Here is a 22,330-nt window from a genome sequence, read left to right on the forward strand (position 1 = left end):
ATGAGGTGAGACTAATGTTTGAATTTTTGCTTGAATTTTCAGAGATGAACACTCTTGATGCGATATATACAGGAATCATACTTGGTCTCGCCATTAAATACGTTTGGTCATCAATTAAATATGAATATTGGGACTCTACTTCATTTACTCATGAATTAACTGGAAGCCGCATACATTCACCAAAAATCATATTAAAAAAATACGCAACTAAATCAAATTTATTAGTGAATTGGATTATCCAAATTGTCAGGAGAAAAGAAAACCCTTCCGACGAAACAGACAGTATCGTTTTTCCTTAACCCATAATAATTTTTTATTTTAGGAGGAAACGGAAAAACGATGAAAAAATATCTAGGAATTGTTATAACTTTATTAATATTAACTCTAACAGGATGTTCTGCAAATAACAGTAAAGACCCCTCAATGTTTCAACATTATTTAGTGGGGCCATTTAAAACAGCTATTCATTTTACAGCTGATATATTTGGTGGTAATTTTGGTATTGCAATCATATTATTAACGTTAGCTGTTCGATTCGCATTATTACCGTTAATGTTAAAGCAATACAAAAACCAAGCCGAAATGAAAGTCAAAATGGATCGATTAAAGCCTGAGATGGATGCTATTCAAAAGCGATTAAAGACTGAAAAAGATGAAAAGAAGAAACAAGAAATTCAAAAGGAAATGATGGGGTTATATCAAAAACACGGTGTAAATCCTTTATCAATGGGTTGCTTACCTGTCTTGATTCAAATGCCTATCCTAATGGGTTTCTACTATGCGATCAGAAGTTCCCAAGAAATTGCAACACATTCCTTTTTATGGTTTAGTCTTGGTCAACCGGACACAGTGATTACTATAATAGCAGGTGTAATTTATTATTTTCAATTTAAGGTTTCCCAGGCAAATATGCCAACTCAACAACAGCAACAAATGAAAATTATGGGGCTTATGTCTCCACTAATGATTATGTTCTTTTCTTTTAAAGCCCCTGCCGCCCTTCCACTTTATTGGACAGTTGGAGGAACCTTCCTCATCATCCAAACCATGATTGGAAGAAAAATGTATCCAACAGTTAAAAGCGAAGAGGTTAAAGTTAATCAACAACAGCAACAGTCATAGTCATAAATAAATGCCGGGAATATTATCCCGGCATTTTTCTATTTCACTAGTTTATTTTGCAAGTTACCGCGAACTTGCGGCCATTCTTGTTTTAAAATGCTATAAAAAACAGTATCTCTTGTATATCCACTATATATCACTCGATCCTGGCGAAGAATACCCTCTTTTATCCCACCAATTCGCTCAATGGCTTTTTGGGAGCGGACATTGCGAAGATCTGTTTTCAATTGAACTCGATTTAAATCCCACTTTTCAAACGCGTGTTCCAGTAATAGTAATTTGCACTCAGTATTAACCCTTGTTCTCCAAACATTTGGGTTATACCATGTCCAACCAATTTCTACACTTTTATGGAATGGAAGAATATCTAAGAATCGAGTACTACCTACTACTTGATTTGTTTTTTTATCTATAATAACAAAAGGGTATGATGTTCCTTTATCCCTATCTATCATTGCACTTCCAACCACATTACGGCAATCCTCAAGACTTCCAATCTTACCGGAAGTAAACTCCCAAATGATCTCTGGTTTTGCTGCTTCCCATAAATCGTCTATTTGATCTAGTTGCATTGGTACCAGTTTAATGGTTTCCCCGTTTAGTTCAAAAAGCTCGTCCCATAACTTCATAAAAAAATCCTCCTCTTCCAGTACATGTAATATTATATAGTAAATACTCGTTCACAAGGTAAAGATTTGTATTTGATGTTAAAAAATAAAACCTCCACATTACGTGGAGGTTCTTACGTATATCTTCTGTTCTCTGGTAGAGCAATTTCATCAAAATGCTGTACCAGTTTGTTTAATTCATTGGCTAGTTCTTCACCTGTCATCGGTAATCCGTGCCCAGTTACTGCAACGGATGGCTTTAATGCTTCTAATTTTTCCACTGTTCGTTTGGCAGCTTCCCAATCAGTTGTAAAATATTTTGGAGGACCACTTATTTCTTGTTTTTGAACCATTACTTTATATAATGATTCTTGTTTTACCGTGACAAATGCATCACCTGCAATAAGAACACGGTCTTCATCTCGATAAAGAGAAATATGTCCAGGCGTATGACCTGGAGTGTGAATCCATCTCCACCCTAGCATTCCAGGTACGCTTCCATCATCCGGTAATTTTTCTACATGTTTTGAGATATCAATTCCATGATTGGGAAACATCGGTGATAATTCACTGACTAGGCCCTCATCTACAGTTGAGTCACCAGGAGGATAATTCTTTTCACCCGTTAAATATGGAATCTCAAGGTGATGTGCATATACAGGAACATTCCAATGGTCTAAAAGTTCAGCGATACTTCCTACATGGTCAAAATGCCCATGAGTTAAAATAATCGCTTTGGGAGCATTAACTTCTCCAAATCGATTTTTTACCTCATCGATAATTTCCTTTGCTGAATGAGGCATCCCTGCATCTATTAAAACCCAATTATTAGAATTTCCAATCTCTCCAATAAAAAATAAATTAACAATCTGATTACAATAGCAATAAATATCAGGCATAATCAACTGCCCAACACCGCTTCTAATAGAAGTCATTGGCGGTATCATTTCCTCAAATCTATTTAATGAAGTATCGTCCATCATTACACTCCCTAAGCTTTGATATATTTATTGTCCCCATTATTTGTAAAATATATTTCTAGAATGAACGAAAATAAGCTGACCTCTCATAAGGTCAGCTTTAGTTAAGGTTGGTAGGCCTTTAAAGATTATTACATTAAGGAAAGATGATTATTATTTAAGGGACATTTTTACAAAATCAGGTACATTTTCATTTGTAAAACTTTGAAGCATAGGTTCGATATTATTATCCTTAAAAAAGTAACCGACAATATAGTCCCCATTTTCGTACCAGTTCGCTTTTTTGAGAATTTCATCCATTTGGGCAGGATCAGTGATGACTATTTTATTTTCAAGTTTTTCTAGGTAAGCAGTACGATCAACGTACCCTTTCATTTCCATTTCAGTTAACTTTTGATCATTTTTAGCCACTATTATTTTTGAAATAGACTTTGAGGTTAAACGTGCATGATCAAGTAATTCCTTTTCTTTCAACCATGCTTCCACTTTTTGATACGATTTCTTCCAATCAACTTGGAAATGAACATTAGGTGAAGCAAAAATCTCAAGATAAGCCCATGATTCCTGTTCATTCGTATTAACCATCGTAGAGGCACTTTCATTTAGCATTTCATCTTTTAAAATCTCTACTAATTCATTCATTTCTTCCGGATCCGTAAGGACAACACTGTCACTCACTGGTCCATTGGGATGAAAGGAGATTTTCTTAATATCTTGTGTATTAGTAAAGCCAAGCAAAGGAAAATGATTATATTTATACTCTTTTGTCTCCACAATCTCCGCAAAATAATGGTTATATTCTTCATCTGGGATATTGTATTCTCTAACAATCATTTTACCATTATTTAGTTCATACCCTATCACTACAGACCTTGTATCGTAACTGGGTATACCCTCTAATCTATTTTGCCCATTAATAATGGATTTGTGAATATCAAAGACTCTTTGTATATTTTCTTTTTCATCTAGAAAGAAGTTTGGATTGGTATTAAACTCGTATTGATTTTGGTTTATATCTCTTTTAATAAATATAGCTGATTCACCAAGGTACACTCTATTTACATCCGCTACATTTGGCAGGTTATGTTCAAATTTAGCCGATGCTAAATGAAAGAGGACTCCTATTAACGCCATTGCGGTTATGAAAAATACAAAACCTTTCCACTCTTTAAAAACTCTCCATGTTTTTTGAAGGACCATTTCCGCTGCGAAAAAACCAATTAAAGAAGCCGCAAACATTCCAAATAATATCCATTGCAACTGATCCTGAGATTCCCCAAAATAAAAACCACCTACTAATAAACAGCAAAAAGCTACACCATATTTGAAAAATGGCTTTAAATTTTGGAAAGCAATCGCCTGTTGGGCTGACTCAATTCTTCTTATTTTATAGATGGCTAATGCAAGAACAGACATTAAGATGGTTATCGCAGAATAGGTAAGCGCTTCTAGCCCAGATAATGGCATTCTTGCTAAATCAACAGCTCTTACAAACGGTACAAATCGTTCAACATTTGAATTGATATAATACTGCGAAGAAAAACCAAATAAGAAATATTCAAGATTTAAAATGCAAAATGTAAAAATCCCAACTGGTAATACAAATAAAACATAGGTTAAAATGGCATGGACTGCAGATATACCTGTAACCATTGCGACAAACACACTGGTAAAAAAGACAAAATAGTTAAAAAGCAGGGTTACACCAACCCAATTCCATATTTCAGTTATTGAAATAGAACCAACCACGTGAAGATTATTATAAAATACCGTTAAAATTAGACCAATTAAAAAAACGGGGATTGTTAAGGTAAATAATCCGAAAACCACGTTCTGCGTGTAAATAATTTCCCGTTTCACCGGAAGACTATGATAAAAATCCGCAGCACCTTTTACATGTAGATACCGAAATAATACAACGGCTAACAATACAGGAATGATAAACATAATGAAAACTTGAATGGGTTCCATTAATGCAAATACATTTTCCCAATGATAGTAACTGTATTGATTTCGTCCGTTATTGTAGAGAAGAACAAATTGTAATGGTATGACAAATAGAAGGATAAGGAAATAGATGATACCTATCCAACTAAGGTTTCTTACATTTTGCGAAAGTATTCCTTGATTAAACGACAATGTTTTCAATGGCATAACCCTTATCCCCCATTTCATATATAAATATTTCCTCTAAAGTTAGCGGTAATAAATCAAAAATGACGGGGTTATGGTTGCGAATATCAGCTTCAATTTGTTGTTTATTCCCCTTTACGATCCAAATTGTTACACTTCCGCGTTTTTCATGATGCAGAACTTGAAAGCCCTTTAGGAAATCATCAGAGACCGTTTTTGAAAAAGCCACCTGAATTTTATGAATATCAGATTTCAATGAATCTAGTTCTTTTTCAATCACTAAAGACCCTTGATGTAAAATACCAATATGGTCACATAGGTCTTCTACCTCTCTAAGATTATGAGAGGATATTAAAATAGTCATTTCTTGTTCAGCTACATCCTGAATTAATAAATTTTTTACTTTATGCCTCATGACTGCATCCAAACCATCTAACGGTTCATCTAAAATCATCACATCTGGCATGGCACAAAGAGCTAACCAGAATGCTACTTGTCTTTGCATTCCCTTTGAAAGTCGATGGATTTTCTTATCCATTTGAATAGGAAACGAATCTTTTAGTAATTCAAAACGCTCTTGATTCCAATTTTCAAAAGTAGATTGATAGAAACTAGCCATTTGCCTGATGGTTACTTGTGAGAAAAAGTAAAGGGAATCCGGGAGATAGATGATCCTTTGTTTTAAGGGGATATTTTCAAATACCTTTTCACCATCAATCAAAACCTCCCCCTTACCTTCTCTATATATACCCGCAAGAATTTTTAACAGCGTTGTTTTACCAGCGCCATTTGTTCCCAATAATCCATAAATGGACCCTTTTTTCACATGAAAGCTAACCTCTTTTAATGCTTCTATATCCTCAAATCGTTTAGATACACCATTCACATCAATCACTTTTATCACTGCCTTTCACACTAACTTCGGCCAATTCGAGTAAGGAAACAATATCTTCCTTTTTCATCCCTAAGTACAACGCCTCCGAAATGAGCTTAATTAAAGCTTCCTTCATTTTCTCCACCTTTTCATTCGTTAATTCTAATGCTGGGGCAACAAAACTCCCCTTACCTGGAACTGAATAGATATATCCTTGGAGTTCTAACTCACGGTATGCTTTTTGAATCGTATTTGGATTTATTGTTAGTTCTTTTGATAATGTTCTAACAGATGGCAGTTGCTCATCGGCTTTAAAAACTTCATGAATAATTAAGTCCTTTAGTTTCTCCACCAACTGCTCATAGATTGGTATTCGACTACGAACATCTAAATCAAACATTAGAAACCTCCTTCCTGCTATCTGTTCGGTGTGTATTAACTGTATTATTTACCTTAGTACACTTTGATTATATGTTAGCCTTTTGGAAAACACAACCATTTTTGCAAAAAAAAATCAGCACGCCTATTTGCGTACTGATTTCTTCGATTATGCTTCCTGAAAATACTCTTTATAAAATCCGCCAACTTTTCCTGAGTTATCAATAATGAAGTAAAATTCTTCTGTCTCATTCTTTACTTCATACTCTTTTCCAACGGTTAGAGCATTGTTAACAATGTATTTCTTTGCATCTGTATGAACGCATTTTACCTTTTTAACAGTCTCTTTATTTTGCCATATTTGGTGTATCAATTTTGCCACTCCTTCTTCTAGTTCCTTTTTCTAGTATAATGAATGCTCCTGTGTTTGTGCAATACCTACTATATGTAAAGGAACAAGTTCAGAAGTCAAAGCCATTTTTCGAATCCAATTTATTTCATTATGCTCAAAGGTTAACAGTTCTCCTGTTAGCACATTTTTCATCGTGACATACAAGACTTCACATATTTTATCCATTCTCACAAACTGTAAATGTCTAAAATGCATATTCTGAAAATCCATTTCATAATAGCCACAATCAGAAAAAATAGTCATCTATATCTACCCTCTTTCTTAGATGATGGCATTTGTTCTTTACCACAATATTTGCTTGTTTCAAACATCATCTAAGTTTTGGGTGCAAGTACTTATTTATTTTGTTTTTATTTCCAATTACTCAAATCAAATGATACCTTTAAATTTTCTAATTGCTTTATTAGCGTCCCGTAATAATTTTCGCTTACTCTATTTCTGGAACCTCTTAAAATTTCCGTAGCGTAATGCTCCGGTGGTGCCACTTCATCCTTTTTTTCATAAACATGAAAAGTTAATACATCTGGATAACACTTGCCATCAATATATACATCAACAAATGTAGCTCTGTACCATCCTGTATAATAACCTTCGCGCGTAAATAAATATTCCACAGCCTCATACGGACATTCGTATAATATCCCTTCTGTTATTCCGCCATCCTCAACGATGTCTGCGCGACCACCATCATGTGTGGTAAATAGGTATTTCATAGAATAATTCTGTAAAGTCGCAGCCCCCACCACTTCTTCAAAGAATCTATTTACGCCTGCTTTTTCAAATCTTTCAACATCCATACAGGAGCCGTAAGCAAAATAGAATACTTTTTCTGGTTTTTCTTTTGTAAACTGATAGACCTTCCAATCGCCGTAAGGGATTCGGTGTTGATGATCCACTTCTTCAGAAATATAGACATAAGCCTCAAATGTACCCAAATCGGTATAAATCATTTGAGTGACACGTTCATATAGATTATTCTTTCTACCAACCTGATAATCTTCTAATGCATCAAGACTAGATAGCTGGCTTGAACTAACTTCATAGAGTTCCCCATATACTTTTTCATTTTCTGAAGGTTTCATCATTGGATAACCCCTTCCAGTATCAAACAATTCGCCCTGAGTCCAGGCCTGCTCTGATATGATTTTCGCCGTTTTTAATAAACCATGATTCCGTTCATATTTTCTTAAGGTACCATATACAAATACTAGAAGTTTTTCCACAACCATTTCCCCCTTATTTTAAAACTAGAATAACACACTTTATCAGTTTTATTTAAGAAATAATTTAAGATAAAATTCACAATTTTATAATATATACAATGAAAACCATAAAAGTTTTACTTGTATAATAATAGTAGATAAGAAAACGCTTTCACATATCCAGTTAATCTTCTTTACCTATTAAGAAATGCATATCATCATTTTCAAAAAGAGTGAAAGGGTGGGTTGGAAATGAACTACAATGAAATTAAAGCAAAATTAGAGGCATTAAAACTGGAATTAGAAATGAAAATGGTCAATCCTAATTTATCTAATGAAGAAAAAGAAAATCTGCAAAAAACCATCCTTAATTATGACTATATAATAGAATTAACAGAAATGAATCATTATGGACGTGGTTCACTTTTAACTTAAAAGAGGCAGAAATTTTCTGCTTCTTTTAGTGTTTAAACAAAAAAAGAGAAGGCAGAAACCCTGCCCCCTAATAGCAATCACATTGTTTATTTTCTTTTAAAATAGGTATATAACAGATGAATGGTTTCTTACTTTTTGCATTGGCTTCAAAAACCATTTTTGCAATTTCTTCCTCTCTCTGTCTTACTAATTCTCCTATCACATATAAATGATCGTACATATTTAATCGCTCCTTCCAATGTTTTTCATTTGTTTCTGTACTTTTATCTTATTAAAAATACAAATTGTAAACATTGGTAAAGCGAATGAATTAAGCTCCAACTTTAGATTGAATCTATAGCTTAAGATCTCCTTCTTATGACTGAGGACTTATGTAATCAACTAAATCTTTCGCTTGTTCTCTTAGACGAAATTTCTGAATTTTCCCGGAAGCTGTCATTGGAAATTGATCCGTAAAATGAATATAACGAGGGATTTTATGCTTTGAAATTTTCCCCTTACAATACTCTTTCACTTCATCTATTGTCACTTTTTCTCCTTCTTTAAGGATTATCCACGCCATTACTTCTTCCCCATATACCTCATCTGGTACTCCTACAACCTGAACATCCAATACTTTTGGATGCTGATATAAAAATTCTTCTATTTCACGCGGATAAATATTTTCTCCTCCACGGATTATCATATCTTTTAATCGGCCTGTAACCTTACAGTAGCCATTTTCATCCATTACCGCTAAATCTCCTGTATGAAGCCAGCCATCTTCATCAATTGCTTCCAATGTTGCTTCGGGATTCTTATAATAACCTTTCATTACATGATATCCACGTGTACATAATTCCCCTTGATTTCCTCTAGGTACCTCCTTGTTGGTTCCAGGTTCTACAATTTTCACTTCTACATTTGGAAGAGCACGACCGATTGTTTCTACTTTTATTTCCAGAGGGTCATCCGTCCGAGTTTGGGTAATAACAGGGGACGATTCTGTCTGTCCGTAAGCAATGGTAATTTCATGAGCTCCCATTTTATCGATTACAGCCTTCATTACCTCAATTGGACAATTAGATCCCGCCATAATGCCTGTACGTAGAGATGATAAATCAAATGATGAGAATTCAGGGTCATTGAGCTCCGCTATAAACATGGTAGGTACCCCATGTAAACCTGTACATTTTTCATCTTGGACAATTTGTAAAACTTTTCTTGGGCTAAATTCCTGTACAGGAACCATAGTTGCACCAACTGAGACACATGCCATTGTTCCAAGAACACATCCAAAACAGTGAAAAAATGGTACTGGGATACAAAGTCTATCTTCGACTGTTAATTTCATACAATTTGCGATATTATAAGCATTATTAATGATATTAGAATGGGTTAACATGACTCCCTTAGGAAATCCTGTGGTTCCAGACGTATATTGCATATTAATCACATCATGCGGGTCTAACGACTCCATCCGCTGTTGAAACCGTTTGTCATCTATTTCATCTGCCAGATTAATAATATCTTCCCAATTAAACGTTCCAGGATAGGAATGGTTACCTAATACAATAACATTTTTTAAATAAGGTAATTTCGAACTGCTTAATTCTCCAGGTTTGGACCATTTTAATTCTGGAACGATTTCATAAAGCATGTCTATATAGGAGGCGTCTTTAAATTGATTCATCAAAATAATCGTGCTAGAATCTGATTGTTTTAAAAGATATTCAAGTTCTGCTGTCCGATAGTTTGTATTAACCGTAACAAGTATTCCACCCATTTTACCTGTTGCAAATTGGCAGGCAAGCCATTCTGGGGTATTAGAGGCCCATATGGCAATATGATCGCCCTTTTCTATCCCCAAACTCATTAATCCCTTCGCTACTTTACAGCAATAGTCATCAAATTCTTTATAGGTCATTCTTATATTCGGCTCACGATACACAACTGCCTCATGATTAGGATGTTTTACCGCTTTCTCCTCAAGTAATTTTCCAATAGTTACGTTCAGTAAATTTGTCATTTTATCCCCTCCCATATAGTTCCAAAAATAACATTCCTTTCTTTATTGTATCTCATATTTCAGAATATTCAATATTTTAAAAACGTATTCAAAATGAAGACAATCTTTATTTACAAACAGATTAAATTTATAAATAAATTGTTTATTAGGGTTTTCAAATTTGAAATAAAGGTTTACAATATAAAAAACTGAATATTCAAAATCCTATCCGAGGAGGTTTGCAAGTGAAAATTTTAAGTAACGAGCAATTAGTGTTTTCGTATCGAGATGCTTTGAAGTCGGGTAAGGAACAAGAATGGGTACGTATTCTAAAAGATGAAATAAGAAGACGAGGGTTGAAACCATTTAAAAATGAAAAAACGAGTAAATAAGCTAAGCCGCTGCAAATAGCAGCGGCTTTTTTGTTTCAAGTATATTAATTCAGAACAGCTTTAGCTGTTGGTACATTTAATTTAATTAAATATTTCTCAATGTCTGTTACGGCTTGATTAATATCTTCAGCTTCAAACATAACAAAATTCCCTGCATATTCTAATTTCTTATGGTCATACCTAGGATCATAATAATCTTCTAATAAAACTTTGATAAATAACGGCCAATTTTCTTCTAAAAAAGATTGATTTAACTCTAATCTACGCTCGGAGTCCTTCATTCTTTTTTCAATTTTTTCTAAAGCTGTTTGAACTTTATCTTTAAACCATGGTAACGTCTTGAAAGGATAAACGTATTCATCCATAATATGATCAACACGGGTTGCAATAGGTAATTCCAAATAAAGATGATGTCCATTTTCCTTTAATTTCAATAGCCCTTGTGGTTGAACAACTCTTCCAATTCGTTTACTTTCGGCTTCCATAATGATATATGGGAAATCCTTTAATTTTTCCAACTCAGAAAAGAGAAGTGCATCAAAATTCTTTTGACTATTTCCTTCACCGATTCCAATGGATCCAAAAATTGAACCGCGATGCCCAGCTATTCCCTCTAAATCAAGAACTGGATATCCCTTCGACTGTAGTTGATGTAATATCGCTGTTTTACCTACTCCTGTCTTGCCATGTAATACGATTGCTTTATTAGGTAGTAATTCTTCTGTTTTATCTAATATATATTGTCGATAACTTTTATATCCACCTGTTAACCTTAAAGAAGGTAAACCTGCATACTCCATAAAGGTAGCTACAGCTTTACTTCTCATCCCCCCACGCCAACAATGAATAACAGGTATCGTGGATTTATCCTGCAGTTTCTTTACCTCTGACATAAGATACGGTATCTTTGGAGATACGATTTCCATTGCTCTCCATTTTGCCTTTTCTTGTCCCTGCTGTTTGTATATTGTTCCAATTTCTGATCTTTCCTCATCAGAGAATAATGGTAAATTGATGGCCCCTGGAATAGAACCTTCTTTAAATTCAATTGGGGAACGAACATCAATGGCAACAGCTTTTGCTAACTTAATGAATTCTTCTACTGATATTTCTTTTAACATGCTATTTCGCCTCTCAAGCATACAAATTATACTATTATTATTTTAAACAAAGTTTACACGATTGGGAATGGAAGTATTTATCACTTTTCCATTATCATTTTCATAATTATTTGTTATCTTTAAGTTATAAAGCATTAAGAAAAGAGTGAATCAAACATGGAATATTCCATCCTTCCGTTAAGTGAAGATGCAATCCTTATTCAGTTTGGTAGTAATCCTGACAATTTAAAAGCGACAATCCAAGAAATTCAACAAGTTATTTATACACTTCAAGCTTTTCCATTTGATGGATTTCGAGAAGTTGTTCCTGCCTATAATACCATTACAGTTTATTATAATCCATTTATCATAAAGGACCCCTTCCCCTACCAGTACGTTAAAAAACAAATGGTAAAGATTCTCCATTCCTACCATTCTTTAGCGGATGAAAATAAACGATATTTTGAAATACCCGTTTGCTATGAAGGTGAATTTTCTCCTGATCTAGATGAACTAGCTAAAAGTATACAAATCACGAAAGAAGAAATCATTCAGCTACATACAAAGGTTGTTTATGATGTTGTATTTATTGGATTTGCACCCGGATTTCCGTTTCTTTATGGTCTGGATGAGAAGCTCTTTTATCCAAGAAAAACATCTCCAAGATTAAAAGTTTCCCAAGGTTCTGTTGGGATAGCTGGAAAACAAACTGGTATTTATCCGCTAGATTCACCTGGAGGATGGCAGATAATTGGACGAACACCTGTTAAACTATTTAACTTTAACAATAAAAAACCTACCCTTTTTCAGGCTGGGGACCGAATAAAATTTTATCCAATTACATTAAAAGAATACTTTCAATGGGAGGATAAGCCATGGGAGTAATCGTAAAAAAACCAGGTTTATTGACAACCGTACAAGACCTAGGTAGAACTGGTTATCAGAGAGATGGAATTATGGTATCTGGCGTTATGGATACTTTATCTATGAAGCTAGCAAATATCCTTATTGGAAATAAGGAGACAGAAGCTGTTTTAGAAATTACTTTAATCGGTCCAACTCTTATTTTTTCCGTTAATACACTGATTTCAATATGTGGCGGTAACTTTTCGCCGACGATAAATGGCATTCCTGTTGCTATGTATAAACCATTGATAGTCCAAAAAGGAGATACATTGGAATTTGGTACAGTTCAACAAGGTAGCCGATGCTATATTGCTTTTAAGGGTGGCATTCCAGTCCAAAAAGTATTGGGAAGTAAAAGTACCTGTATTCCAGCAAAATTTGGCGGATTTAACGGCAGACCGTTATTAAAAAATGACTTGCTGCCTATAAAGGATTTTTCTATCTCTCCTAATCGAAAATTGAACTGGCGTATATCTTCAAACTTCAGCCAATTGCTTTTCAAAGAAGAGCCTATCAGGTTTATAAAAGGACGCCAACATGCTTTATTTACTGAAGAAAGTATTAAAACCTTTAAGACTAAGTCATTTATTCTTACAAAAGACTCTAATCGAATGGGTTTTCGGTTGCAAGGTCCTGACTTAACTTTACGCAAACAACAAGAAATGATTACTGAAGGGGTTGCATTTGGTTCAGTTCAGGTTCCTGCCAACGGTCAACCGATTATCTTGATGGCAGATAGACAAACGACAGGAGGATATCCGAAAATTGCCCAAGTTATTCAAGCTGATTTACCTAGATTAGCTCAGCTTAATATCGGTGATTCTATTTCTTTTAGCGAAGTTACTTTGGTGGAGGCACAGCAATTAGCATTACAACAACATTATGAAATACAAGTACTCAAAAAAATTATTTTAGCAAAATGGAAAGAGAGTGAATTATAGATGTTTTCTGTTGATCTTAATTGTGATTTAGGCGAAAGCTTTGGTGCATTTAAAGTCGGAAACGACACTGAAATGATGAAATACATTACCTCTGCGAATATTGCATGTGGTTATCATGCTGGTGACCCGTCAATAATGGAAAAAACGGTAGAAATGGCTATCCATCACGGTGTAAAAATTGGCGCACATCCAGGATTACCTGATCTTTTAGGATTTGGACGCAGAGAAATGAATCTATCTGCAACGGATGTATATACCATGGTTCTATATCAAATTGGAGCGCTACATGCCTTTGTGAAAGCTAAAGGAACTAAGCTACATCATGTAAAGCCTCACGGAGCTTTATACAATATGTGTGCAGTGACTCCTTATTTAGCTGAGGCAGTAGCGAAAGCGGTTTACGATTTTGACCCTACCTTAATCCTATACGGTTTAGCAAATAGTGAATTAATCACTGCTGGAAAAAAATACGGGTTAACTGTCGCACAAGAAGTATTTGCGGACAGAACCTATCAAAATGATGGCACTTTAACGCCAAGAACAGAAAAAGGGGCATTGATCACAGAAGAAGGCCAAGCAATCTTACAAACTATTCAAATGGTTAAGGAAAAGCGTGTTACGACACTGAATGGAGATTTGGTTCCTATTGTTGCAGACACCATTTGCTTGCATGGCGATGGAGCACTTGCTGTAGAATTTGCCAAAAGAATTCGTGCCGTTTTTGAAAAAGAGGGAATTGAAGTGAGGTAGTTTAGTTGTTTTTATTATGAAATGATGGACAAATTCAGGAAAAACAATTACAGGTTTGTCCATCATAGACCTTATGATGGACATTTTCCTTTTTATTTAATTCAGTTCTGTCCATCATAGACCTTATGATGGACATTCCTTTTTTTATTTGATGCAATTTTGTCCATTAGGGTTATAAATCTCTTTCATTCTCACACTAATTTACCAGTGTATTTGCTAGCTTCCACTAATTCTTTAATCCCCTCCAAATTGTTTTCATGAAATAAATCAACTATCCGACTTCCTACTACTACTCCATCGCAATGCTGACTAAGCTCTCTTACCTGTTCTGGACTAGATACACCAAATCCAGCCAAAACAGGTTTGTTGCTAATTTCTTTTACATCCTCTAAAAAGCTTACTAGAGTTTGGTCAAATTCATTTCGAGCTCCCGTTATCCCTTTAACTGTAACTGTATATAAAAAGCCATTGCCTCTTTCGGCAATTTTTCTAATTCTATCTTTTGGTGTTAGCATTGTCACCAGCCTTATCAATTCAACTCCTTCTGCTTCAAGCTTTGGCGCAATGATGTCTTCTTCCTCTATCGGCAAATCCGGAATAATACATGCATCAATGCCGGACTGTTTGACATCAGTCACAAAACGGTCAATCCCATAAGCTAAAATAGGGTTCATATAAGTCATTACCACAAGTGGTATTTGAACCTTTAATCGAATATCGGCCAATGTTTCAATTACTTCTTTTAAAGTTGTACCAGCTTTCAATGATCTAATTCCTGCCTTTTGAATGGTAGGACCGTCTGCAACAGGGTCTGAGAATGGAATGCCAATTTCAATGGCAGAAGCACCTAATTTTTCTAATAAAGTAAGACGCTCCCCTAACACTTCAAGTCCCCCATCACCCGCCATAATATACGGGACAAAGAGCTTTTCACCTTTTATCATACGTTCTGAAAATTGCTGTTCGATTCGATTCATTCTTATTACTCCCCTTTCAACTTTTCTCTAATGGTGTGTACATCTTTATCCCCACGTCCTGATAGACAAATGACTAGACTTTCATCATTGGCCATAGTACCTGCAAGTTTAATAGCGTAGGCCACAGCATGTGCACTCTCAAGAGCAGGAATAATGCCTTCAAGTTTTGCTAACAATTGAAAGGCATCAAGTGCTTCACCATCTGTTATAGATTCATATTTCACTCTGCCGATATCTTTTAAGTAGCAATGCTCTGGGCCAACTCCTGGATAATCTAATCCAGCAGAAATGGAGTGGGCTTCTTGTATCTGTCCATGCTCATCTTGAAGAAGATACATGAGTGCCCCATGAAGCACTCCCGGTACACCTTTTGTTAATGAGGCTGCTTGCTTATCCGTATCAATGCCGTGTCCTGCTGCTTCCACTCCAAATAATCGGACCATTTCATCTTCAATGAATGGATAAAACATACCCATTGCATTGCTGCCGCCGCCAATACATGCGACAACGGCATCCGGGAGCTTATCGTATCTTTCTAAAAATTGACTTCTAGTCTCTTTACCTATAACACTTTGAAAATCTCTCACCATCATTGGAAAAGGGTGAGGTCCCATAACTGAACCTAATAAATAATGTGTATCCTCTACATTTGCCACCCAATAACGCAATGCTTCATTAACAGCATCCTTTAGAGTAGCACTGCCTGATTCAACACTAACTACGTTTGCACCTAATAATTCCATTCGAAACACATTTAATTCTTGTCTACGAACATCTTCTGCACCCATAAAAACGATACATTCTAAATTTAATAAGGCACATACTGTAGCGGTTGCTACCCCATGCTGCCCAGCACCTGTTTCTGCAACTATTTTTCGTTTTCCCATTCTTAATGCTAATAGCGCTTGCCCAATAGTGTTATTAATTTTGTGGGCTCCCGTATGATTTAAATCCTCTCTTTTTAAATAAATCTTGGCACCTTTTGCATGATTCGTTAAGTTTTCAGCATAATAAAGTGGCGTTTCTCTTCCAACATAATCCTTTAGCAGTTTTTCCATTTCATCAAAGAAACTTGGATCTAGTTTGACCTTCTGATAAGCTTCGTTTAATTCGGTAATGGCTTGAACGAGTGTTTCTGGTACATATTTCCCTCCATATGTTCCGAAATGTCCCTTTTCATCTGGAAGTGTATAAGTTGTCATTGTTTGCTCCCCCTAATTTAACTTTTCTGATAAATAATTCAATCTTATTCATGTCCTTTACTCCCTCTGTTTCTACACCACTACTAACATCCACCATATAAGGATTCACTAGGACACCCGCTTCTTGGACATTTTCGATTGTTAACCCACCTGCCAAAATCAATCTGTTATTTTGGAATTCCTGATTTAATAGAAGATGCCAATCAAACGTTGTTCCATTTCCACCTCGATACTTGCCATATGGACTATCGACTAAAATATACTCACAATCATATTTTTCTATTTTTTTGACATCTTCTTGTGATTTAATCGAGATTGCCTTTATGACTGGTAAATCTAAACTGTTACAAAACTCAGGGGACTCATCTCCATGAAGCTGGACATGCGTTAATCCTACTTCTTCAAAAATTTCTACTAGATTATCTTTCGTTTCATTAACAAACACACCTATTTTAAGAACCTCTTTTGGTAAAGACGCAATAATTTCTTTAGCTTTACTAATACTTATTTGTCTTTTACTTTCAGCAAAGACAAATCCTAGCGCATCAGCCCCAGCTTTTACCGATATATTTGCTGTTTGTTTATCACGAATTCCGCATATCTTTACTTTCACTTGATAGCCCCCTTTGAGGTAGGAACCATTAAATCCTTAAGACTAAGAGAAAGATTGCTACTGCGCATGAGGGCTTCGCCGACTAATATCCCTTTTGCACCCGCATCTCTAACCCTTTGGGCATCTTCCCTAGAAAAAATACCACTCTCACTTATCACAAAAGCACCAGTTGGCTGGATGATAGGAAGTAATCTTTCCGTTACCTCTAAATCTACTTCAAAGGTTTTTAAATTTCGGTTGTTTATTCCTAATAATCTGGGATTAACCCTTAAAGCCTTCTCGACATCTTCCTCATCATGTACTTCCACAAGAACCTCTAAATTTTGAAGCTTTGCATATTGATATAATTTTTCAAGGTCTGAATGACTTAAAGCTGCAGCAATAAGTAAAATAATATTTGCACCATGATTTTTAGCCATTTCGATTTGAATGGGATCAATAATAAAATCTTTGCAAAGTATTGGTAAATCAACTGCATCACGAACTGCTTTTAAGTCTTGAAATGATCCTTTAAAAAAGGTTGAATCGGTTAAAACAGAAATGGCAGCAGCCCCATTTTTTTCATAAAGTTTAGCTTGTTTATCCGGTTCAATCCTTATATTAATATTTCCTTTGGAGGGTGAGGCTCGTTTGAATTCTGCGATAACGCCCAAATGATTGGCTTTTTCTAGATACCTAATGAACGAATATTCCTTATTAGAGCTTATAGGGAGCTGAGCGAATTCCTGTAAATCCTGAACTTCCTTTCGCTTTTCTGCAATAATCCGATCTAAAATGGTTTCCATTTATATAACCTCTCTCTGATAATCTCGTGATTTTTCAACCAACTTAACTAGCTTTTCGTAGGCGGCACCAGACTCAATACTTTCTTCAGCTTTTTTAATTCCCTCTGGAATACTTTCAACTACACCAGAAGTAAAAATGGCTAAACCTGCGTTTAAAAGTACTGTATCTCTGAAAGGTCCTTTTTCTCCCTTTAAGACTCGTAAGAGAATGTCCGCATTCGTTTTTGAATCTCCACCTCTAATAGCTGAATTAGGATAAATGGAGAAACCTAGCTCTTCAGGATGGAGGGTCAATCTGGATATTTCACCTTTATCCAAAAGTATTAAATGGTTTTCCCCTGCAAGAGTCGCTTCATCAAGGTGACCTGCACCATTTAATACCAAGGCTCTTTTTCTCCCCAATTTTTTTAATACCTCTGCAAAAATTTCTAAATAATCGCGACGATAAATTCCTAGTAGTTGAGTGTCTAAATCGACTGGATTGGTTAATGGACCAATTAAATTAAAGATGGTTGGTATTTGAAGCTCCCGTCTTACTTTCATCACTCTCTTAAGCCTTGGATGAACGGAAGGTGCAAATAAAAAGGCAATTCCGATCTCCTCTAATAGCTCCTCAGCCATTTCTGTCGGTAAACTTAATTCCACTCCCAATTCCTCTAATACATCCGCACTACCAGTTTTGCTTGAAATGCTTCGATTACCATGTTTAGCTACTGTAATTCCACATCCTGCAATAACAAATGCAGAAGTCGTACTAACGTTAAAACTTGAAGCACCATCCCCTCCTGTTCCACAATTATCAATAGCATTATTAAATTTACGCTGGAAAGGAACGGTGTTACTTCTTATGGCCCTTACTAAACCAGCTATTTCATCTACCGTTTCTCCTTTTGTTTTTAAAGCTACTAAAAATGCTGCAATTTCACTATCGGATATCTGTTCATTTCCCAGCATTTCTTGAACTGCCTTTTGCATTTCTATTTCAGAAAATGATTCTCGATTAGCTAATCGTTGAAGATACTCTTTCATTTCCTAGTTCCTCCTTTATTTCTTTTAAAAAATTAGATAGTAACTGTTTCCCATATTTGGTTCCTATGGATTCTGGATGGAATTGCATACCAAAAATCGGATAATCCCTATGCTTTATTGCCATAATTTCTTTGTCACTTATAGTTGTAGCAAGTATTTCAAAACTGTATGGGAGACTTTCTTTCTGAATGATTAAAGAATGATATCTCATAACCTCAACTGGCTGTGATAAATAAGCAAATAAGCCGTTCCCATTGTGGGTAATATTTGAGGTTTTTCCATGCATGATTGAGCTCGCTTTTGTAATGCTTGCATCAAACGCATAACCAATTGCCTGATGCCCTAAACAAATGCCAAGAATAGGGATATTCTTATAAAAAGTTTGAATTAGTTCGATTGTTTCTGGAATTTCTTCGGGATGCCCAGGTCCTGGAGAAAGAATAATCGCTTTCGGTTGTAATCTCTTTATTTCATCGAGACTAATTTTGTCATATCTTACTACGTGGATTTTTTCTCCCAGCTCCCCTAAAAGTTGATATAGGTTATAGGTAAACGAATCATAATGATCAATTAATATAATCATGACGTCTCCTCCAAAAACGCTTTTAGTTTATTTAGAGTTTCTTGAAATTCCTGCTCTGGTATAGAATCATATACAATTCCCGCACCTGCTTGAATATAAGCAATCCCTTTTTTCAACAGCATTGTTCGAATTGTTAATGCAAAATCGATATCACCATTCAAAGAGATGTACCCAACTGCTCCTGAATAAACACCTCTTTTCGACTCCTCAAGTTCATTGATAATTTCCATCGCTCTAATTTTTGGTGCACCCGATACTGTACCAGCCGGTAGACAAGAAATAAGTGCATCAAGTGCTGTATAGGATTCTTGCAGCATTCCGCTAACTTCAGAAACAAGATGCATCACATATTTGTATTTTTCAACTACCATATATTTTTCCAGAGTAATGGAACCAAACTGACATACTTTACCAAGATCATTTCTTCCTAAATCAACAAGCATTTTATGCTCAGCTAGCTCTTTTTCATCCTGAAGTAGTGCTTTTTCAATTTCTAAATCCTCATCATCTGTCAATCCCCTCGGTTTAGTTCCAGCAATTGGATTGGTAACCACCTCATTACCTTTTACCTTTATTAAGCTTTCTGGCGAGGTCCCCACAACCACTGCGTCGCCAAAATCGATAAAGTACATGTAGGGAGAAGGATTTTTTATTCGCAATTTACGGTAATATTCAAAGGGATCTCCTTCATATGCTGCTTTCATTCGATGTGACAGAACTACTTGAAAAATATCACCTTTTTGAATGTACTTTTTAGCTGTCTCAACTTTTTTCATAAATTCATCTTGAGAGATTTCTGAAGTAAACGGAGAAAAGCTAATATTTGATTTTTCCTTTTGAATTTGCTCCGTCATAATTTCATTTTTCAACTGTGTGATTTTCTTTTTTAAATCGTCCAATTTCGTATCTTTTGTTAAAGGCTGACCAATAAGATGAATTTTCTGTTCTAAGTGATCAAAAACAATGAAAACTTCATAAAACAAAAAATAAATATCTGGCATTTGAATTTCATCCAATAATATAGGGCCAATCTCTTCAAATTGTCTTACGATATCATAGCTGACATATCCAATTCCTCCCCCGCTAAAGGGAATGTCTCCTATTTTCATACCTTGTTTGAATGGAATTAATTCTTTTAATTTAGTTATTGGATTTTCATTAAAATTTTCACGACTCCCGTTACTATATAAAATACTTGTTCCTTCATTTGTTCCAATTAATTCGAATAAAGGATTAGAGCCAATAAAAGAAAACCTACCTGCTTTTTCATGTTTTGCAGAGCTTTCCAGTAAAAATTTTTTATTACCAACCAATCTTTGAAAAAGTGATATTGGTGTAAATGTATCGCCCTCAATTGTTTCAATCAGGTATTCCTCATGTTGAACTGTTTGATTCATCTGGTACAACCTCCCGTCACATAAAAGAAAATAAAAAAGTCCCCTATATGCACAAAAATAGTGCATATAGAGGACGATTGCTTACCGCGGTGCCACCTCGATTGGATTAAAATTAATCCCACTTCAGATACGGGAAAACAGCATGGTCATTCCGATATCCTATCCTTTTAACGGTGGAAATCCGTGCATCCCTACTAAAAGTTCAGGTTGCCTCTCGTAAGCCCATTCGATAATGACTCCTGTATCGGACTCCCACCTATGTCCGACTCTCTGTGACATTCATCATTATTTACTCTTCTTACTCATCGATTTACCTATTTTATTTTTAAAAAAAGCTGTTTTCGTATAGTTTGTCGTTTTCGTAAAAATCCCTAAAGCCGGATTTTTACAGGATCTCTTAATAAGTGCTCAGCTCTTTTCTTCATTTTCATATGAGTTTAACACCCTATTTGGTGAAATGCTTATTTATTAGTAACAAAAAGCAATAAAGTTTCAGAAAAGAGCCAAAAATAAATACAAAAAGGGCCCTCGTCTTAAAAAGGACGAGAGACCCGTGGTGCCACCTTCATTAGCTGATTAACAGCTCGCTTTGACAGTATCCAATTATGAATACCCGTCTTTTATAACGAGAAGACAACTCGCCAAAGCCTACTGCTAAACAAGGTTCGGTTTGGAGGCTCGGAAGTCCATTCACGATTATTTCCACACTGATTCGCACCAACCATCAGCTCTCTTAAGTTTCTTTTAATCGTTACTACTCTTCGTCAACGCCGAATAAGATTAAGTTGTTTTTTATATTATTACGGTAAAGCATAAAAGTCAAGTGTTAATTTAGAAAATTAATAAAATTCTATTTAGTCAGAAGTTCAGAAAGAATTTCACGCCATGCTGCAGCAAGTTCATCCACCTTTAAGATTTTTTCAATTGCTTGTTTATTTGATCGATCATGAAAATAAATTTGGTTCGCAAATAAAATGGAAATTTGATGTGGATTACGGTGGATTAAAGATACTTTGGAGTCATTTTTAATGACACCTTCTTGTATGACCCTAAAAAAGTAACCAGTATATCCAGTTTGGACTACTCTCTTTAGTAATCCATCTATCTGATTAAACTTTGATATGGTCGAACAAGGAATTCTCCCCTGAGTTACTTGAATAACAGCCTCTCCTATTTGATACGTATCACCAATGAAAACCTGATCTTCTTTCATACCTTGAATAGAAATATTTTCACCAAATCCAGGCTTTGGTATACTTACACCAAATTCAGATTCCCACAACTGATAATGTTCTAATGGATAAAGACAAACGGCTCTTTCTGGGCCACCGTGAAAACTAGGATTAGCAACAGTATCTCCCTCGAATCCATTATATGAAAGGAACACCTCTTCCACTTCATGCTTATCAATTGCTGAAGTTTCCACTTTATTTTTCCACTCAAACGTTTTTACCCCACCAACAGCCAATTTATGTATTTGCATCAATACGATTCCCTTCAATAAAAGATTGTTAATTTTGAATC

The 22,330-nt window shown here is 35.3% G+C and carries 26 protein-coding genes and 2 other annotated features; of the genes, 7 read left to right on the forward strand and 19 right to left on the reverse strand.

Annotated elements, in window-relative coordinates; genetic code table 11:
• Positions 1-14 precede the first annotated feature (14 nt).
• Entirely contained in the window at positions 15-299 is a 285-nt protein-coding gene (locus ACSBPO_RS13335; RefSeq protein ID WP_442594029.1) for a hypothetical protein, read from the forward strand.
• A 40-nt stretch (positions 300-339) separates the two neighbouring features.
• Positions 340-1,122: a membrane protein insertase YidC gene (gene yidC, locus ACSBPO_RS13340; protein ID WP_442594031.1), complete on the forward strand. Its 783-nt coding sequence runs from the start codon at positions 340-342 to the stop codon at positions 1,120-1,122.
• A 38-nt stretch (positions 1,123-1,160) separates the two neighbouring features.
• Here yidC and ACSBPO_RS13345 read toward each other — a convergent pair whose 3' ends face one another.
• From ACSBPO_RS13345 to ACSBPO_RS13380, 8 genes are all read right to left on the reverse strand, one after another.
• Positions 1,161-1,751 carry a GNAT family N-acetyltransferase gene (locus ACSBPO_RS13345; RefSeq protein ID WP_442594033.1) on the reverse strand — a complete coding sequence of 197 codons (591 nt, stop codon included), beginning with the start codon at positions 1,749-1,751 and terminating at the stop codon, positions 1,161-1,163.
• Positions 1,752-1,864: 113 nt separating this feature from the next.
• Positions 1,865-2,710: an MBL fold metallo-hydrolase gene (locus ACSBPO_RS13350; protein ID WP_442594035.1), complete on the reverse strand. Its 846-nt coding sequence runs from the start codon at positions 2,708-2,710 to the stop codon at positions 1,865-1,867.
• A gap of 153 nt (positions 2,711-2,863) precedes the next feature.
• Positions 2,864-4,864 (reverse strand): DUF6449 domain-containing protein, encoded by a 2,001-nt coding sequence (locus ACSBPO_RS13355; RefSeq protein WP_442594037.1) that lies wholly within the window; start codon positions 4,862-4,864, stop codon positions 2,864-2,866.
• The gene (locus ACSBPO_RS13360; protein WP_442600366.1) at positions 4,839-5,738 is read right to left on the reverse strand and encodes an ABC transporter ATP-binding protein; all 900 of its coding nucleotides are present in this window, start codon (positions 5,736-5,738) and stop codon (positions 4,839-4,841) included. Before ACSBPO_RS13360 ends, ACSBPO_RS13355 begins: the two co-directional genes overlap by 26 nt.
• Positions 5,731-6,117 (reverse strand): GntR family transcriptional regulator, encoded by a 387-nt coding sequence (locus tag ACSBPO_RS13365; RefSeq protein ID WP_442594039.1) that lies wholly within the window; start codon positions 6,115-6,117, stop codon positions 5,731-5,733. The genes ACSBPO_RS13360 and ACSBPO_RS13365 overlap by 8 nt, the downstream gene beginning before the upstream one ends.
• Before the next feature lie 147 nt (positions 6,118-6,264).
• A complete protein-coding gene (locus tag ACSBPO_RS13370) occupies positions 6,265-6,468 on the reverse strand; it encodes a DUF6501 family protein (RefSeq protein WP_442594041.1) in 204 nt (67 codons plus the stop codon).
• Between the two features lie 30 nt (positions 6,469-6,498).
• Positions 6,499-6,750 carry a hypothetical protein gene (locus ACSBPO_RS13375; RefSeq protein ID WP_442594043.1) on the reverse strand — a complete coding sequence of 84 codons (252 nt, stop codon included), beginning with the start codon at positions 6,748-6,750 and terminating at the stop codon, positions 6,499-6,501.
• A 107-nt stretch (positions 6,751-6,857) separates the two neighbouring features.
• The gene (locus ACSBPO_RS13380) at positions 6,858-7,736 is read right to left on the reverse strand and encodes a gamma-glutamylcyclotransferase (RefSeq protein ID WP_442594045.1); all 879 of its coding nucleotides are present in this window, start codon (positions 7,734-7,736) and stop codon (positions 6,858-6,860) included.
• A gap of 225 nt (positions 7,737-7,961) precedes the next feature.
• Here ACSBPO_RS13380 and ACSBPO_RS13385 point away from each other — a divergent pair, with 225 nt between their 5' ends.
• Positions 7,962-8,144 (forward strand): DUF3896 family protein, encoded by a 183-nt coding sequence (locus tag ACSBPO_RS13385; protein ID WP_442594047.1) that lies wholly within the window; start codon positions 7,962-7,964, stop codon positions 8,142-8,144.
• Positions 8,145-8,211: 67 nt separating this feature from the next.
• On the opposite strand, the gene ACSBPO_RS13390 is transcribed toward ACSBPO_RS13385, so the two are convergent.
• Both ACSBPO_RS13390 and ACSBPO_RS13395 read right to left on the reverse strand, forming a co-directional pair.
• On the reverse strand, positions 8,212-8,364 hold the full coding sequence (locus ACSBPO_RS13390) for a hypothetical protein (RefSeq protein ID WP_442594049.1): 153 nt from the start codon (positions 8,362-8,364) through the stop codon (positions 8,212-8,214).
• Between the two features lie 135 nt (positions 8,365-8,499).
• Entirely contained in the window at positions 8,500-10,152 is a 1,653-nt protein-coding gene (locus tag ACSBPO_RS13395) for an AMP-binding protein (protein WP_442594051.1), read from the reverse strand.
• A gap of 224 nt (positions 10,153-10,376) precedes the next feature.
• Between ACSBPO_RS13395 and sda the strand changes: the two genes are divergently transcribed.
• Positions 10,377-10,523, forward strand: coding sequence for a sporulation histidine kinase inhibitor Sda (sda, locus tag ACSBPO_RS13400; protein ID WP_442594053.1), 147 nt, complete (start codon positions 10,377-10,379; stop codon positions 10,521-10,523).
• A 44-nt stretch (positions 10,524-10,567) separates the two neighbouring features.
• Here the strand turns inward: sda and mnmH are convergent, their stop codons facing one another.
• A complete protein-coding gene (gene mnmH, locus ACSBPO_RS13405) occupies positions 10,568-11,644 on the reverse strand; it encodes a tRNA 2-selenouridine(34) synthase MnmH (RefSeq protein ID WP_442594055.1) in 1,077 nt (358 codons plus the stop codon).
• Positions 11,645-11,800: 156 nt separating this feature from the next.
• On the opposite strand from mnmH, the gene pxpB reads away from it, so the two are divergent.
• From pxpB to ACSBPO_RS13420, 3 genes are read left to right on the forward strand one after another with little or no spacing between them, the layout of a single operon-like run.
• Complete coding sequence (gene pxpB / locus ACSBPO_RS13410) at positions 11,801-12,508, forward strand: 5-oxoprolinase subunit PxpB (protein WP_442594057.1); 708 nt, start codon at positions 11,801-11,803, stop codon at positions 12,506-12,508.
• Complete coding sequence (locus ACSBPO_RS13415) at positions 12,499-13,470, forward strand: biotin-dependent carboxyltransferase family protein (RefSeq protein ID WP_442594059.1); 972 nt, start codon at positions 12,499-12,501, stop codon at positions 13,468-13,470. The genes pxpB and ACSBPO_RS13415 overlap by 10 nt, the downstream gene beginning before the upstream one ends.
• Positions 13,471-14,220, forward strand: a complete 750-nt coding sequence (locus ACSBPO_RS13420; protein WP_442594061.1) for a LamB/YcsF family protein — start codon at positions 13,471-13,473, stop codon at positions 14,218-14,220.
• 191 nt (positions 14,221-14,411) lie between these two features.
• Here ACSBPO_RS13420 and trpA read toward each other — a convergent pair whose 3' ends face one another.
• The 8 genes from trpA to ACSBPO_RS13460 form a co-directional block, all read right to left on the reverse strand.
• On the reverse strand, positions 14,412-15,197 hold the full coding sequence (gene trpA / locus ACSBPO_RS13425) for a tryptophan synthase subunit alpha (protein ID WP_442594063.1): 786 nt from the start codon (positions 15,195-15,197) through the stop codon (positions 14,412-14,414).
• 5 nt (positions 15,198-15,202) lie between these two features.
• Positions 15,203-16,399, reverse strand: a complete 1,197-nt coding sequence (gene trpB / locus ACSBPO_RS13430; RefSeq protein WP_442594065.1) for a tryptophan synthase subunit beta — start codon at positions 16,397-16,399, stop codon at positions 15,203-15,205.
• The gene (locus ACSBPO_RS13435; protein WP_442594067.1) at positions 16,374-17,012 is read right to left on the reverse strand and encodes a phosphoribosylanthranilate isomerase; all 639 of its coding nucleotides are present in this window, start codon (positions 17,010-17,012) and stop codon (positions 16,374-16,376) included. The genes trpB and ACSBPO_RS13435 overlap by 26 nt, the downstream gene beginning before the upstream one ends.
• Positions 17,009-17,797, reverse strand: a complete 789-nt coding sequence (gene trpC, locus ACSBPO_RS13440) for an indole-3-glycerol phosphate synthase TrpC (protein ID WP_442594069.1) — start codon at positions 17,795-17,797, stop codon at positions 17,009-17,011. Before trpC ends, ACSBPO_RS13435 begins: the two co-directional genes overlap by 4 nt.
• Entirely contained in the window at positions 17,798-18,826 is a 1,029-nt protein-coding gene (trpD, locus tag ACSBPO_RS13445; protein WP_442594071.1) for an anthranilate phosphoribosyltransferase, read from the reverse strand. It lies immediately after the preceding gene.
• A complete protein-coding gene (locus tag ACSBPO_RS13450) occupies positions 18,798-19,409 on the reverse strand; it encodes an anthranilate synthase component II (RefSeq protein ID WP_442594073.1) in 612 nt (203 codons plus the stop codon). The genes trpD and ACSBPO_RS13450 overlap by 29 nt, the downstream gene beginning before the upstream one ends.
• Positions 19,406-20,806 carry an anthranilate synthase component I gene (gene trpE, locus ACSBPO_RS13455; protein WP_442594075.1) on the reverse strand — a complete coding sequence of 467 codons (1,401 nt, stop codon included), beginning with the start codon at positions 20,804-20,806 and terminating at the stop codon, positions 19,406-19,408. Before trpE ends, ACSBPO_RS13450 begins: the two co-directional genes overlap by 4 nt.
• Positions 20,807-20,872: 66 nt before the next feature.
• Positions 20,873-21,121, reverse strand: a binding site (T-box leader).
• 220 nt (positions 21,122-21,341) lie between these two features.
• Positions 21,342-21,583: a binding site (T-box leader), on the reverse strand.
• A 73-nt stretch (positions 21,584-21,656) separates the two neighbouring features.
• Positions 21,657-22,289 (reverse strand): MOSC domain-containing protein, encoded by a 633-nt coding sequence (locus ACSBPO_RS13460; protein WP_442594077.1) that lies wholly within the window; start codon positions 22,287-22,289, stop codon positions 21,657-21,659.
• Positions 22,290-22,330: the final 41 nt, after the last annotated feature.

Origin of the sequence: Neobacillus sp. D3-1R (assembly GCF_052180215.1) — a bacterium.
Lineage (GTDB): Bacteria > Bacillota > Bacilli > Bacillales > Cytobacillaceae > Pseudoneobacillus.